Annotated in this window: 14 protein-coding genes; 6 read left to right on the top strand and 8 right to left on the bottom strand. The window is 60.2% G+C overall.

Going from position 1 to position 13,968, the window contains the following annotated elements:
- Window positions 1–33 precede the first annotated feature (33 nt).
- The gene (locus tag ACZYTD_RS13390; RefSeq protein WP_463892722.1) at window positions 34–939 is read left to right on the top strand and encodes a substrate-binding periplasmic protein; all 906 of its coding nucleotides are present in this window, start codon (window positions 34–36) and stop codon (window positions 937–939) included.
- On the opposite strand, the gene ACZYTD_RS13385 is transcribed toward ACZYTD_RS13390, so the two are convergent.
- The gene (locus ACZYTD_RS13385; protein ID WP_463892720.1) at window positions 936–2,138 is read right to left on the bottom strand and encodes a benzoate/H(+) symporter BenE family transporter; all 1,203 of its coding nucleotides are present in this window, start codon (window positions 2,136–2,138) and stop codon (window positions 936–938) included. The genes ACZYTD_RS13390 and ACZYTD_RS13385 overlap by 4 nt on opposite strands.
- Window positions 2,139–2,215: 77 nt before the next feature.
- On the opposite strand from ACZYTD_RS13385, the gene ACZYTD_RS13380 reads away from it, so the two are divergent.
- From ACZYTD_RS13380 to ACZYTD_RS13365, 4 genes are all read left to right on the top strand, one after another.
- On the top strand, window positions 2,216–2,812 hold the full coding sequence (locus tag ACZYTD_RS13380) for a helix-turn-helix domain-containing protein (protein WP_463892718.1): 597 nt from the start codon (window positions 2,216–2,218) through the stop codon (window positions 2,810–2,812).
- Window positions 2,813–2,913: 101 nt separating this feature from the next.
- Window positions 2,914–3,483: an isochorismatase family protein gene (locus ACZYTD_RS13375; RefSeq protein ID WP_463892717.1), complete on the top strand. Its 570-nt coding sequence runs from the start codon at window positions 2,914–2,916 to the stop codon at window positions 3,481–3,483.
- Window positions 3,474–4,367, top strand: a complete 894-nt coding sequence (locus ACZYTD_RS13370) for an EamA family transporter (protein WP_463892715.1) — start codon at window positions 3,474–3,476, stop codon at window positions 4,365–4,367. The genes ACZYTD_RS13375 and ACZYTD_RS13370 overlap by 10 nt, the downstream gene beginning before the upstream one ends.
- The gene (locus tag ACZYTD_RS13365; protein WP_463892713.1) at window positions 4,360–5,319 is read left to right on the top strand and encodes a GlxA family transcriptional regulator; all 960 of its coding nucleotides are present in this window, start codon (window positions 4,360–4,362) and stop codon (window positions 5,317–5,319) included. The genes ACZYTD_RS13370 and ACZYTD_RS13365 overlap by 8 nt, the downstream gene beginning before the upstream one ends.
- Before the next feature lie 16 nt (window positions 5,320–5,335).
- Here ACZYTD_RS13365 and ACZYTD_RS13360 read toward each other — a convergent pair whose 3' ends face one another.
- Together ACZYTD_RS13360 and ACZYTD_RS13355 are read right to left on the bottom strand one after the other, a co-directional pair.
- Window positions 5,336–6,382 carry a diguanylate cyclase domain-containing protein gene (locus tag ACZYTD_RS13360; RefSeq protein ID WP_463892711.1) on the bottom strand — a complete coding sequence of 349 codons (1,047 nt, stop codon included), beginning with the start codon at window positions 6,380–6,382 and terminating at the stop codon, window positions 5,336–5,338.
- 194 nt (window positions 6,383–6,576) lie between these two features.
- Window positions 6,577–7,119: a hypothetical protein gene (locus ACZYTD_RS13355; protein WP_463892710.1), complete on the bottom strand. Its 543-nt coding sequence runs from the start codon at window positions 7,117–7,119 to the stop codon at window positions 6,577–6,579.
- A 330-nt stretch (window positions 7,120–7,449) separates the two neighbouring features.
- Between ACZYTD_RS13355 and ACZYTD_RS13350 the strand changes: the two genes are divergently transcribed.
- A complete protein-coding gene (locus ACZYTD_RS13350; RefSeq protein WP_463892708.1) occupies window positions 7,450–7,953 on the top strand; it encodes a hypothetical protein in 504 nt (167 codons plus the stop codon).
- 54 nt (window positions 7,954–8,007) lie between these two features.
- Here ACZYTD_RS13350 and ACZYTD_RS13345 read toward each other — a convergent pair whose 3' ends face one another.
- The 5 genes from ACZYTD_RS13345 to yidC form a co-directional block, all read right to left on the bottom strand.
- Entirely contained in the window at window positions 8,008–8,430 is a 423-nt protein-coding gene (locus ACZYTD_RS13345; RefSeq protein WP_463892706.1) for an ExbD/TolR family protein, read from the bottom strand.
- Complete coding sequence (locus ACZYTD_RS13340) at window positions 8,430–9,188, bottom strand: MotA/TolQ/ExbB proton channel family protein (protein WP_463892705.1); 759 nt, start codon at window positions 9,186–9,188, stop codon at window positions 8,430–8,432. The genes ACZYTD_RS13345 and ACZYTD_RS13340 overlap by 1 nt, the downstream gene beginning before the upstream one ends.
- Window positions 9,189–9,190: 2 nt before the next feature.
- Window positions 9,191–10,186 (bottom strand): energy transducer TonB, encoded by a 996-nt coding sequence (locus ACZYTD_RS13335; RefSeq protein ID WP_463892703.1) that lies wholly within the window; start codon window positions 10,184–10,186, stop codon window positions 9,191–9,193.
- A 670-nt stretch (window positions 10,187–10,856) separates the two neighbouring features.
- Window positions 10,857–12,221, bottom strand: a complete 1,365-nt coding sequence (gene mnmE / locus ACZYTD_RS13330; protein WP_463892702.1) for a tRNA uridine-5-carboxymethylaminomethyl(34) synthesis GTPase MnmE — start codon at window positions 12,219–12,221, stop codon at window positions 10,857–10,859.
- 87 nt (window positions 12,222–12,308) lie between these two features.
- The gene (gene yidC / locus ACZYTD_RS13325) at window positions 12,309–13,967 is read right to left on the bottom strand and encodes a membrane protein insertase YidC (protein WP_463892700.1); all 1,659 of its coding nucleotides are present in this window, start codon (window positions 13,965–13,967) and stop codon (window positions 12,309–12,311) included.
- Window position 13,968: the final 1 nt, after the last annotated feature.

Raw genomic sequence — 13,968 nt, 5'->3', positions numbered from 1 at the left:
GCCATACTCAACAGAGCGAGTTGAGGAGAGAGTATGGTGTGGCGAGGCGTGCTGTTGATAGCTCTACTCTGGTGCGGTCAGGCTCTGGCGGTTGGGTGTGAGATCCGCTTCTTCCAGGCTGATAGTCGCTATGTCTATCGTACCCAACTGTTGCAGCTGATCCTGGATAAGACCCGGGACGAAGGGGAGTGCACCCTGGTGCCCCGCTTTACCCAGGTCACCCCGGATCGAGGCTTGCTGCTGCTGCAGCAGAAACGGCTGGATCTGGTCTCTATGCCCACCACAGTGGAGCGGGAGCGGGATATGCGGCCCATCAAGATCGATATCATGCGCGGTATGTTGGGCTACCGGGTGTTGCTGATCCGTAAGGAGCGGCAGGCCGAGTTTGCGCGGGTGACTAACATGGCCGAGCTCCGGCACTTTATCATGGGGTTTGGCAGCCAGTGGGCGGACTTACCTATCCTCGAGCAAAACGGGCTGACGGTGGTCCCCTCACCTCAATATGAGAACCTCTTCTCCATGTTGGCTAAGGCGCGCTTTGATGCTTTTCCGCGTGGCTTGAACGAGGCCTGGCATGAGGTGAAAGAGCGGCAGGCTGCTCTGCCAGAGCTGGCGGTGGAGTCCGAGCTGGCCCTCTACTACAGCTATCCTGTTTACTTCTTCGTTAATCGTCAGGATCTGCAACTGGCCAAACGCTTGCAGCACGGGCTGGATCTGGCCCTGGCGGATGGCTCCATGCGTCGGCTGTTTATGCGCTATCACTCCGGTATCCTGGCCAGGAGTAATATCAGCCACAGACGCCTGTTTATGCTCACCAATACCCGGCTACCACCTGGCACCCCCTTTCCCGATACCAGCTGGTGGTTGCCGGAGGCGGTGTTGCCACACCAGGGCGCTACCAAGCTTCAGCCTGTGGTCTGCACCCACTCCGGTTGCTAGGTATCCTTTGGCGCTGCTTTGTGCCAGTGCTTGCCTGTGTGCTTGAACAATAGAGCCAAGGCCCCCGCTCCTAATCCCCAGAAGGCCGCACCGATACCGAACCAGGTCAGGCCGGAAGCCGTCACCAGAAAGGTGATGATGGCCGCCTCTCTATCGCCCTCATGAGTCAGGGCCTGGTGCAGGCTGTTACCCAAGGTGCCCAGCAGTGCCAAACCAGCTATGGCCAGGATCAGCGCCTGGGGCAGGGCGGCGAACAGGTTGGCGACCGTGGCCCCTAACAGCGCCGTTATCAGATAGAGAACGCCGGCGCAGCAGGCGGCCAGATAGCGGCGATGGGGGTCGGGATCCGCCTCCTTGCCCATACAGAGGGCGGCTGTGATGGCCGCCAGATTCAGGGCATAGCCGCCAAATGGGGCCAGCAGCAGGCCAGCTAACCCAGTCCAGCCGATGAGCGGTGAGACGGGGGGGCGATAGCCATGGGCGTGCAACACGGCGACACCCGGCAGGTTTTGCGAGCTCATGGTGACCAAAAACAGGGGCAGGGCTATACCCAGTAGCGCGTGAAACGAGAAGGCTGGCGTGGTCCACTGCCATTGCACGGCGGTGAAGGTGAGGCTCTGCAGCTGCAACAGATCCTGTTGCCAGGCGATAGCCATACCCAGCAGCAGCACCAGCGCCAAGGTGTAGCGGGGTAGATGAGGTTTAAGCAGGCAGAAGGCCACTATCATGACGCCCACCAGCCAGGGTTGAGCTTGCAGGGCATGAAACAGATCCAGACCGAAGCGCAGTAGCACTCCCGCCAACATGGCATTGGCCAGATGCAGGGGCAGGCGATGCATCAGGCGGGCAAACAGCCCCGTCACTCCGCACAGCGTGATGAAGAGCGAAGAGAGTAAAAAGGCCCCTATCGCCTCGCTCATGGTGGCGCCCTGCAGACTGGTGATGAGCAGGGCGGCACCAGGGGTCGACCAGGCGGTGAGGATGGGCATACGGTAGTGCCAGGAGAGCAGACAAGTGGTCAAGCCCATGCCGAGCCCCAGCGCGGCTAGCCAGGAGCCCAGTTGCTGGGGAGTGGCTCCGGCACTGGCCGCTGCCTGGAAGATAATGGCCGCCGAGCTGGTGTAGCCCACCAGTACAGCCACCAGGCCGCAACTGAGGTGGTGGGGGCGCAGGCTACTCAGGCGCGAGAGTAGGTTCATACAGGCCTTCTTGTGCGTTATAACGTACAATGGCAGGGTAGCAGTGTGCGCTATAACGCACAAGTAGAGGGGGCAAGGTGCAGGAAATTAATCAGCAAGTCGGGTGTGCGCTTAAGCAGCTGCGTCAGCAACGCGGCTGGAGCCTGGATCAGACGGCTCAGGCCTGTGGCGTCAGCAAGGCGATGCTGGGACAGATAGAGCGCGGTGAATCGAGCCCGACCGTGGTGACCCTGTGGAAGATAGCGGCTGGCTTGGGCGTGCCCTTCTCCCAGTTCCTGCAGAGTGACAGCGGGTGCAGCCAGGTGAGCCGTAACCTCGACGCCCTCTACCGGGGGCCGCAGCCCGGAGAGCAGCAGGTCTTGGGCGATGGCATCCGGGTCACCACCCTGTTGCCCTTTGAACCAGCGCTGGGTTATGAGCTGCTGCGGGTTGAGCTGCCTGTGGGCTGTGAGTACCACTCTGTGCCCCATGAGCCAGGATCCATAGAGCAGGTGATACCTGTGAGTGGCATGTTGGCGCTCTGGTTAGCGGGTGAGTGGCACCCGTTGCAGGAGGGGGAGGTGTTGCGCTTTGCCGGTGAACAGCCCCATGGCTATCGCAATCTGGGGTCGGAGCCCGCCTGTTTTCATGATCTGATCTACTATGCTTCGCCGCTGCCAGCGCGCGCTTTGTAGATATGTCCTTTATAGCCCCTTATCTGGCCGCTCTGGCTCTGAATGGTGATGTGATTGCGGCGTAAGCTCTACTTAACTTCCGCAACGACAGGCTCATTATCATGAACAGTGCCCTCTTGGTCATCGACATTCAAAAGTCCTTCCTGGCCCGACCCTTCTGGAGTGAAGAGAACTTCCCCGCCTGGTGCCAGGCCCAGCAGCAACTAATCGATGGTTGCGTCGCCCGGCAGATCCCTGTGGTGCAGGTGTTTCATCAGAGTGAAGAGGGGGGCCCCTTCGATCCGCGTCAGGGCTTGGTTACCACCCTGGATGAGATCACCCTCCAGCCGGATCGGCTCATATACAAGCACAAGCACAGCGCCCTGGCTGGCACCTCGCTGCAGGATTGGCTGATCGGACAGAATATTGGTCGTCTGGCCATATCGGGTCTGCGTACCGAGCAGTGCTGCGAGACCACGGCCCGGCATGCGTCAGATCTGGGTTTTGCCGTGGATTTTATCAGCGAGGCCACCTTGACCTTTGCCATGACTCATCCGCACAGTGGAGAGGTTTACAGCTGCAGTGAGATCCGGGCTCGTACCGAATTGGTGCTGGCTGGGCGTTTTGCCACGATTCACACTGTGGCGAGCTGGTTGGCTTCGCAAGAGCCGCGGGAGAGAGTATGCGATTAACCGATTGGGGATGGGCACTGCTGGTGGTGCTGATCTGGGGGGTTAACTTTGTGGTCATCCACGTGGGGTTGGTCGGTGTGCCTCCTCTGCTGTTGGGGGCCCTGCGCTTCCTGCTGGTGGCCCTACCGGCCGTGTTTCTGGTGCCGCGACCCAGGATCCCGTTTCGCTGGCTGCTGGCCTATGGTCTCACCATCAGCTTTGGTCAGTTTGCCCTGCTATTTAGTGCCATGCAGGTGGGGATGCCTGCGGGGGTGGCCTCTTTAGTGCTGCAAGCCCAGATGATCTTTACGCTGTTGTTTGGCGCCCTGCTGCTGGGGGAGCGCTGGCAGCGCCATCAACCCGCGGCCCTGGGATTAGCCACTCTCGGGCTGCTGGTACTGGCGAGTCAACAGCAGGCGGGGGGCATGAGCCTGGCGGGGTTTTTATTGACGTTAGGGGCGGCGGCCAGCTGGGGGCTGGGGAATATTGTCACTCGCCGCATCAGCCAACTGGGGCAGGTTAATCTGTTGGGGTTGGTGGTATGGGGGGCTCTGGTGCCGCCCTTGCCCTTTCTGGCCGCCTCTTACTGGTTGGAGGGGCCGGCTGAGATGGTCAACGCCCTGAACCATCTCTCCTGGTTGAGTCTCTTGGCCATCCTCTATCTGGCTCTGATGGCAACCATTGTCGGCTATGGGCTCTGGGGCCGCCTGCTGCAGCGTTATCCTGTGGCCCAGGTGGCACCTTTGACTCTGTTGGTGCCTGTCGTCGGCTTATTGGCCGCGCGTCTGTTGCTGGATGAGCGGTTGCAGGGGGGGCAGTGGGTTGGCATAGGCCTGGTGTTGGCTGGCTTACTGGTCAATCTCTTCTGGCCCCGTTGGCGGTTATGGTTGCGTCGCCATGGCTGAACCCATAGCGACGCAGATTTATATTCTGCTGCCACCGCATGTGTTGTTGCTGGATGTGGCCGGTCCGGCCGAGGTCTTTTACTTTGCCAATCGCTATCAGCAGGATCGTCACTTCAGCCTGCATTTTATCGCGCCTGAGCCCAGCGTGATAAGTGCGGTGGGGTTACCATTAGCGGCCCAGCCGCTACCCGATACGTTGCCAGACGGTGCTATCTTGCTGCTGCCGGGTATGAGTGGTGACGCGCCGGATTGGGCCCATCCAGCCAATCAAGCGCTACTGGGGTGGCTGAGGTCACAAGGTGCGCGCTGTGCTTGCCTGGTCACCATCTGTGCCGGTGCCCTGTTGGCGGCGCGGGCTGGCTTGCTGGATGGTCATCTCTGCACCACCCACCACAGCCATTGTGCCCAATTAGCCGAGTTGGCGCCCAGAGCGCGGGTGGCCGACAATCGGCTATTTGTCCATGATGGCCGGCTCTGGAGTAGCGCTGGAGTGACTTCCGGCATAGATCTGGCTTTGAGTCTGCTGGAGCGGTTGACCTCTCCCCAGTGCGCGGCTCAGGTGGCACGCAATCTGGTGGTCTATCTGCGACGGGATGGGGGCGAAGGGCAGTTTTCACCCTGGTTGGCCTGGCGTAATCATCTGCATCCGGCCATTCATAGGGTGCAGGATGCTCTGGCGGCGGAGCCGGCGCGGAGTTGGGATCTGACCTCGGCGGCTGAACTGGCCTGCGTTACGCCTCGCCATCTTACCCGGCTGTTCCGCGAACAGACTGGCATCACTCTCATGGCCTATCTGAACCAGCTACGCCTGGCGTTGGCCGAAGAGTTACTACTGCACAGTGAACTCAGCGTGGAGCGCATCGCCGAGCGGGCAGGATTTGCTGATGGCCATCAGCTGCGTCGGGTGTGGCGTCGGCTGCGGTCAGGCACCCCGACAGCGCGGCGGGGCTAGGCACTCCCCGCCTGGGTTATTCACCTTGGCTGTCCGGCAGTTGGCAGACTCGCGCTCGATTGCGACCCGCGTCGACCGCCTGTTGCAGGGTATTTTCTGCCTGTTGCAGCAACTCCTCGTGATCCAGCCTGAGCTTGGGTTCAGCTATGCCGACCAGGCCGATGGAGGCGGTCAGTGGCAGGGTCTGTTCACGCAGATCGACATTGTCATCCAGGGCGCGCACCAGCTTGTCGCCCACGCCATACAACTCTTCACCCTCCACGCCCGGTAGCAGTACCAACAGCCGCTCCTTGTACCAGCTACCCAGTAGATCACCCATGCGCAGAGAGCGCAGCAGGCGGGAGGCGGCCGCCAGGATCAGCTCTTCCCGGGTCTCTTTGTGTAGCAGATGGCTGCCATCGGCCAGGGGATCCAGCTCCACCAACGCCAGGGCATAGGGGCGTTGCTCCAGGCGACAGCGGGTATAGCTGTAGTAGAGCAGATCACCGATGGCCATTGGCTCAGGCAGGGCTATGCCCCGCTCCCGTTCGGGATGGGGGGCGGACAACATACGTTTACGCAGGGCTGTGGCTTGGGTGGTCAGCATAAAGTCCAGGCGCATCTCCACTTCCAGCAGGTTAACCAGATCGACCAGTGCCAGGCGATGGCGAATATCCAGGGGCTGGCCGCGGCAGGTACCCAGCACCAAGATGCCGATGGCGTGTCCTTCCGGGTTGCGTAGCGGGTAAGCGGCCAGCCAGTTTAGCTCATGCTCACTGCACCAGGGGTGAGAGCGTAATTGAGGGTCGCACCCGGCCTCGTTGCACTCAAACAGCCCATCACCGGCTATGACGCGCTGGCAGAGGGTGGGTGGCTCGCCGATGGGAATATCCAAAGACTCCAGCACCCGGTCACCCAGCTCATCCAGCACGGCAATCCAGGCACAGTCGGCATGGCAGAGCTGCTGGGCCAAGCGTAGGATGCGGCGGTAGTGATCGCCAGAGAGAGTAGAGAGGGCTAGGGTGCGTTCCAGCGAGGCCAATCTGGCGGCCGTGGTGAAGTCCTGTTGCGGTGAAGTTATCATCGTGTGCTCCTGTGCCCATTCTGCTTCTGCACTATCCGCTCTCTTCTCTGATCTCTCTTCTGTGATGTTGCGTCAGGGAGCAGAGAAGAGACGCCTAAGGAGCCCTCTTCGCCTGCAGGCTCCCATCACTCCTCATGTTAAAGCGTAGCAACTGACAGCGGCGTCGGAAAAAAATAACCACGAGTTTTCGTCGACTAGATCTGGGTATCGATGAAGTGGCCCAGCCGGGAGTCGGTCTGTAGCGGCTCAATGCCCAGTTGCTGGCTGAGATCCTGCAGCAGCAACCCGAGCGGGAGGTTGGGATAGGCCTGATGCCAGGGGGTCTGTTGATAGAGGCTCTGCAACTGCTGGAAGGGGGCACCATGGTTGCTATTCCGATCACTCAGTTGTGTGACCAGTTGTCGGAACTCCTCGGTCAGGGGCGTTGCTTTGCTCAGATCGTTCGTTTGCTCCTGGGCGCTTGTGGTGGGATCACCCTTACGTTGTTGTTGTGCCTGTAGGGCAATGAACTGCTGGTTTTGTTCCAGCGCTTGGAACAGCGCAGAGACAAGCTGCTGCAGGCGCTTGCTGCGGGGCAGGGCTGAAACTTGCTCAACCGCCGCGCTGGCGGTTGGCGTCGCCCCTGGCGTCTCACCGCTCGGTAAACGGGAGAGTTGTGCCTGTTGGCTATGGGCACTGAGCCGTGCGGGCCTGGGGCTCGGGCTGCCTGAGCTAACCAAGGAGGAGAACGAATTCATGCAACCTCCACCAACCATCAAGAGCCAGAATAAAACCGGAATGAGCTGTTTAATTATTGTACAGTCTTGTGGTTTTGTCTCCTTAAGTGGATATCAGGGAATAGGGTTATTCGACGCAAGGAGTAGCCCTATATGAGCCTAAAAAAGTTAACGGCCGCGTAAGTTAGCTACAGTTGCATCCCTCGTTCGCGAGCAAAATAAACGCTGGTTAAACCAACATCATTCTCCCATTTCCCCTCTCTGCGGCAGTGCTAGATTGCAGGTAGAGCAAGCTCATCGTAGATGAGCCAGGAGGGTAGCAATATGGGTGGTTATTGTAAGGTTGGGCGGATGTGGTTGCTGATGGGGGCCCTGGCTGGCACACCAGCCTGGGCGGGTCAGAGTCTTAACACGGCGATTGGTGGCGGTGTGGGTAGTGTGGCCGGGGCCATACTCGGTGAACAGATAGGTGGAAGTACCGGAGGCCTGGCCGGTGCCGCCATTGGTGGGGCCGTCGGGGGCGCGGCCACCGCCAGTCGCGGTCAAAAGAATGAGGCGGCCTTGGGGGGCGCAGTGGGCGGGCTCGGTGGTGCCGCCATAGGTCGGGAATTTGGTGGTTACAATGGCCAGGTGATCGGGGCTGGGGTCGGTGGCGCTGCAGGATCTGTGCTGGGCAGCCGTACGGGCGATGATCGCCGAGGCGGTGGTTATGATGAGGGGTACCGGGATCGAGGCTGGGATCATCATGAGCGTCATTGGCGTGACGACGACCATCGTGACTGGCGACGGCATGACAGGAGTTGGCATGACAGGGGTTGGCACAGGGGGCCGCCACATCATAAACATTGGCGCTGAGTTTCATACCGGGGCCGCCAACCGGCGGCCCTTTTATTTACTCGTTCTCTCCCTTTACCCCCCCTTCTCCGGCTGGCTGACAAACGCCAACTTGTGCAGACCATGCATGGAGGCCTGGGCCATCACTCGGGCGACTCGGCCATAATCCACCTGTTGATCGACGCTCAGCTGCAGCTCGGGCAGCGGCGAGCTCTTGGCGGCCTCGGTCATCAACTGAGCCAACGCCGCTTCATCACAAGGTGTGCCGTTCCAATGCAGGGTGCCATCTGCCGTGATAGCCAGCTTGATATCATCGGGCTTGGGCTGATTGGGTTGGCTGCTAGCCTGAGGGAGATCCATCTTCACCGCATGGGTCAGCAGTGGCGCTGTGATCATGAAAACAATCAGCAGCACCAGCATCACATCTATCATGGGGATCATGTTGATCTCCGAGAGCGGTTGCTCCTCCCCTTCGCTGGATAGGCGACCAAAGGCCATTACGCCACCTCCAGTTCACGCGAAGTGGGCCGGTTCGGCACTATGATGCGGCCTGCGGCCAGTACGCCAGACCCTGTGGTCAGCAGGGCGAAGAGATCGTGGGCGAACTCTTCCAGGCTCACCAGTTGCAGGCGGTTGAGACGCACGAAGAGGTTATAGATGAGCACGGCCGGTAGCGCTACCGCCAGGCCGAATCCGGTCATGATGAGGGCTTCCCCCACCGGGCCTGCCACTTTATCCAGCGTGCTCTGGCCTGAGGCACCTATGGCCAGCAGGGCGTGATAGATACCCCACACGGTACCGAACAGCCCGATGAAAGGGGCGGCCGAGCCGACTGAGGCGAGGAAGGTCAGCCCGGCTTCCAGGCGCAAGCGCTCGCGAGTGATGGCCTGGCGCAAGGCGCGCAGCATGAACTCATCGGCAGAACCCAGCAGCAGTAACCCCTCTTCACCCTCGCGGCGCGCCAGTTGGCTAGCGGCATCCAGAGCCGAGGCGGTGAGACGGGCGTAGGCCTCCTGGGGTGGCGTCTGGTGCAGCTTTTGTTGTATCTCCTTCAGATGGCGGCTGTGCCAGAAGCGTTGCAGGAACTGCTTGCTCAGGCGCTTCTCCTGCCAACAGTTCCAGCTCTTGAAGAGCAGGTAGTAGCCTGTGCCAATGGACATCAGGAGCAGCAAGATGGGGGGGAGCAGGGCAAGGCCGCTACTTTGGTTGAGTAGATGCGCGATGCTCATGGTCCCGGGATCTAGCGCTGGGTTCATGGTTAACTCCTTAATTGGAAAATGATGGGGATCTGTACCCAGGCGGTAATCGCCGTGTCACCTTGACGGGCAGGAATGAAACGCCACTGGGTAACGGTTTTTTTCGCGGCCAAATCCAGACGCGCATGGCCACTGCTGGCGTGTAATTCGACCGCCATGGCTTGCCCTTGGGGTGAGACCTGGACTCTGAGCACGACCTGTCCCTCTTCTCTAAATCGGCGGGAGAGTGGGGGGTAGGCGGGTGCCGGGTTACGCAGGTAGGCCGCCTTAAAGTTGGGAACTGTGATGGCCGCGCTCTGGGTCTGTTGGCGCGGGTTGGATGTGGTGGCTGCGGTTGCCATTTGGCCGGTCTGGCTTGATTGGGGAGGTGCTGGGTTCGCGACCGGTTTAGCTGGTGCGCGGGAGGGCACCTTGGCGTGTGTGGTCTGTTTGGTCGGAAGTTTGGGCGCTGGTCGTTGCATGGGCGCAGCCTGAGTCGGGTGACGCTTAACCTTGACCTCTGCAGGGGTTACTGGCTTCGCGGCTGGCATGGGGCTAGCGGGGGCCGTCACGGCCCGGTTCGCCTTGGGTTGATCCTGTGCCTTGGGGGCGGCCAACCAGCGTACCGCCACCAGCTCGGGTTTGGCTTCGGTGATGGGGTCGGGGGCATGATTCATCCAGAGCAGAGCCAGCAGATGGAGCAGTATCACCAGCAGGGCACAGCTCAGTTGCGCTCTTCGCGCAGGGCGAGGCGGTTGCCGAAGGGAGAATGGATCACGGCTCTCTCTGCTCGCACACGGGCCGAGGCTTCCCATTCGAACCTCATCTTGAGTCATATCGTCGAGGCCATCCATGCTCTCGCGGGTAACCACGCTCACGGATTGGGGGTCTCCCGCCGTGTCAGGGGCAACTGGGAGGCTGCCTGGGCAGGCAGAACCAACGGCAACGCTGGGGTGAGCCACGTCACTCTCATGGTGCTGGGCTGAGACAGGCTCTCGTTTACGGAGGGGAACATTCATCACTCCTTGCTATCAGGCTTAACTGTGAAGCAGTCCACAGTATAAACCCAAATGATAATAGCTATCAATGGAGTTGATAATTGATCTCAATAAGGCGCTGTTATCCCTGGGCTGGAGCCGGGTTATCTGGAGGGAGAGGGTAGATCCATCCCTCATCTGGCTACATCTCAGCTGGAGGATAAATCAGCTCGGGTAGCAGAGGAGAGGCGCCGCGTGCGGCAAAGGCGAGGGCCTGTGTGGCGTTATTGCCTAGTTTGTCGAAGCTGGTGGAGAGCGGGTTTTTGTCATACTGCCGATGCAACCAAGGCTCGCATCCCGGTAAGCGTAGGGGTTCGCCAACTCCCCCTCAGGCACACACAGTTGTGAGGTATCCCCTGAGCAGGCCAGTAAAAATGCGCGGAAAGGCCAGAGGAGCATCTATGGCGATGGCGACACGTTGAGCCTGGAGCCTGGTCGCCAGGTCGCTACGAATTTCGTTGGTGAAGGCCGGGGCCAGTAAGTTTCCAGGCTAAGGGGAACTCGCCGGGAGAGAGCAAAGGGGGGCGAGATACCGAGCCACTGGAGTGCGGCTTCACCTTCGACCCAGCGCACCAGCCTGTTTACTACCGCACCAGCCTCCCACACCCCAGCCTATGCCCAGATACCCCACCGCCTACTCCTCGAGTTTTGATTATTTCCCGATGCAGAAAGAGCTGAAAATCCGGCCTAGCAGGTCATCTGAGCTGAAGGCGCCGGTGATTTCGCTCAATTGCTCCTGGGCCAGGCGCAGCTCTTCGGCCACCAGCTCTCCGGCGGCATACACTTCCAGCTGGATTTTGGCTTGCTGCAGGTGGGCGGCGGCGTGGGTCAGGGCCTCCAGGTGGCGGCGGCGGGCCATGAAGCCCCCCTCGACATTGCCTTGGTAGCCCATGCACTGCTTAAGATGGTCGCGCAGGGCATCGAGCCCCAGGCCTGTCTTGGCTGAGATGCGAAATACGGTATGGCCCTGCTCCTGACTGGAGGCCAGAGGCTCACCAGTCAGATCGGCTTTGTTGCGCACTACGGTTAGCCCGAGTCGAGCGGGGAGGCGATCCACAAAGTCGGGCCAGATCTCGTGGGGGTCGGTGGCGGCTGTGGTGGTGCCATCCACCATGAAGAGTACCCGGTCGGCCTGCTCTATCTCGGCCCAGGCGCGCGCAATGCCTATCTTTTCTACCGCATCTTCGGTGTCGCGCAGCCCCGCTGTGTCGATGATGTGCAGGGGCATGCCGTCGATATGGATGTGCTCGCGCAGTACATCCCGGGTCGTGCCGGCGATCTCGGTGACTATGGCGGATTCGCGGCCAGCCAGGGCGTTGAGCAGGCTGGATTTACCGGCATTGGGGCGGCCGGCGATCACCACCTTCATTCCCTCGCGCAGTAGGGCTCCCTGCTTGGCCTCTTGCTGTACCCCCTCCAACTCGGCAATCACCCGGTAGAGATCACTGGCCACCTTACCGTCGGAGAGGAAGTCGATCTCCTCTTCGGGGAAGTCGATGGCGGCCTCCACATAGATGCGCAGCCGGGTCAGGGCCTCGACCATCTGGCTGATGCGGCGGGAGAATTCCCCCTGCAGGGAGTTGAGGGCTGAACGGGCGGCTTGCTCACTGGTGGCCTCGATGAGATCGGCAATCGCTTCGGCCTGGGCCAGATCCAGCTTGTCGTTGAGAAAGGCACGCTCGGAGAATTCACCCGGCCTGGCGGTGCGCAGGCCGGGGATCTGCAGTATGCGGCGCAGCAGCATGTCGAGCACCACGGGGCCACCGTGGCCCTGCAGCTCCAGCACATCTTCGCCGGTGAAGCTGTTGGGAGCCTTGAACAGCAGGGCTATGCCTTGATCCAGTACACGCCCTTCGGCATCACAGAAGGGCAGGTATTCGGCATGGCGCACTCTGGGCTGGCGGCCCAGTACCGCTAGGGCCACGGCTTCACTCAGGGGGCCGGAGACGCGCAGTATGCCGACGCCGCCGCGGCCTGGGGGGGTGGCCTGGGCCACGATAGTGTCATTGTTTAACATGAATCATTCTCGCGCTCGGGAGTTGGCTGCATTGTAATAAAAAAGGCGACCCGCAGGTCGCCTTATCTGGTGCGTTCCGCCAAGAAGTTACTTTTTCTCGCGGCTGTGCAACCCCTTCTTCTCCAACTGACGGTAGATGAAGGTCTGCTGGGCAATGGTGACTATGTTAGAGACCAGCCAGTAGAGGGTGAGACCAGCCGGGAACCAGAGGAACATGAAGGTGAAGATGATGGGCATCAACTGCATCACCTTCTGTTGCATGGGGTCGGTGACAGTGGTTGGGCTCATCTTCTGGATCCACCACATGGTGGCACCCATCAGCAGCGGCAGCACGTAGAAGGGATCCTTCACCGAGAGGTCGGTCAGCCAGAGGGCAAACGGTGCATGGCGCAGCTCGACCGACTCCATCAGGGTCCAGTAGAGGGCGATGAAGATGGGCATCTGGATCAGGATAGGGAAGCAGCCACCCAGGGGGTTGACCTTCTCCTGTTTGTAGAGCTCCATCATGCCTTGGGACATCTTCTGGCGGTCGTCGCCGAAGCGTTCGCGCAGGGCGGCCAGCTTGGGCTGCAGCATACGCATCTTGGCCATGGAGGTGTATTGGGCCTTGGTCAATGGGTACATACCGCCACGGACTATCAAGGTGATGAGGATGATGGCAACACCCCAGTTGCCCACCAAGCTGTGCAGGAGTTGCAGCAGTTTGAACAGGTATTGGGCGATAAACCACAGGATGCCGTAATCAACGGTCTTATCCAGGTTTTTGGCCACAGTAGCCATTTCATCCTGCAGCTTGGGGCCTACCCAAAGGGTCGCACCCAGAGTGGTGCTTGCACCAGGAGCCAAGGAGGTGAGCGGCTCTTTCAGACCTATGATGGCATCCTGACCGTTGCCGACCATGCGGGTGTAGAGTTGGTTCTGCCCCTCGGTATTGCCGGTCCAGGCGGTAGCAAAGTAGTGCTGCAGCATACCAACCCAGCCACCTTCGGTGGTGACGTTCAGGTTCTTCTCTTTGATGTTATCAAACGTCTCTTTTTGATAAGCCTTTTCGCTGCTCGAATAGGCGGCACCGCGGTAGGCGCTGGCCATGAAGGCGTGGCTCTGCTGATCTTCGGGTACGGCAGTGGTTTGCTTCAGTTGACCGTAGAATTGCAGTTCCAGCGGCTTGCTGCTGCTGTTGGTGACCTTGTAATCCACGCCGACTGTGAACTTGCCACGGGTCAGGGTGAATTCCTTAGTGAAGGTAACGCCATCACTGTTGGTCCAAGTCAAAGGTACGACTAACTTCTCCTGGCCATCTGCCAGTTGGTAAGCGGTTTGAGCGCTGCTGTAGCTGGGGCGCCCATCGGCACGGCTATCCGGGCCATCGCGACCAATCAGACCGCTCTGGGCCACGTAGAGGCGACCTGGCTTCTCCATCAACAGGGTGAAGGGCTCTTTAGAATCCTGAGTAACGGTATGGGTTAACAGCTTGGCATCGACAATGTCGCCACCTTGGGTGTCAACCAGCAGTTCCAGTTGGTCAGAGCTCAGTTTGATGAGTTGGCGTTGGGCCGTGGCAGCTTTGTCGGCCGGCACATCGGCGGTAGCCGAGGTCGGGCTCGCATCTGGAACAGAACTATCGGTTTGAGTGGCTACCACAGGCTGAGGCTGAGGCTGGGGTGCCTTGTCGGCATTCCACTGTTGCCACAGCAGGAAGCTGACGACCAGCAATCCAATGACAAGTAGGTTACGTTGAGATTCCATA

Source organism: Pseudaeromonas sp. HNCC25DJ180, assembly GCF_055413345.1.
The sequence above is the reverse complement of the archived record's forward strand: the minus strand, read 5'-3'. Positions and strand labels throughout refer to the sequence as shown.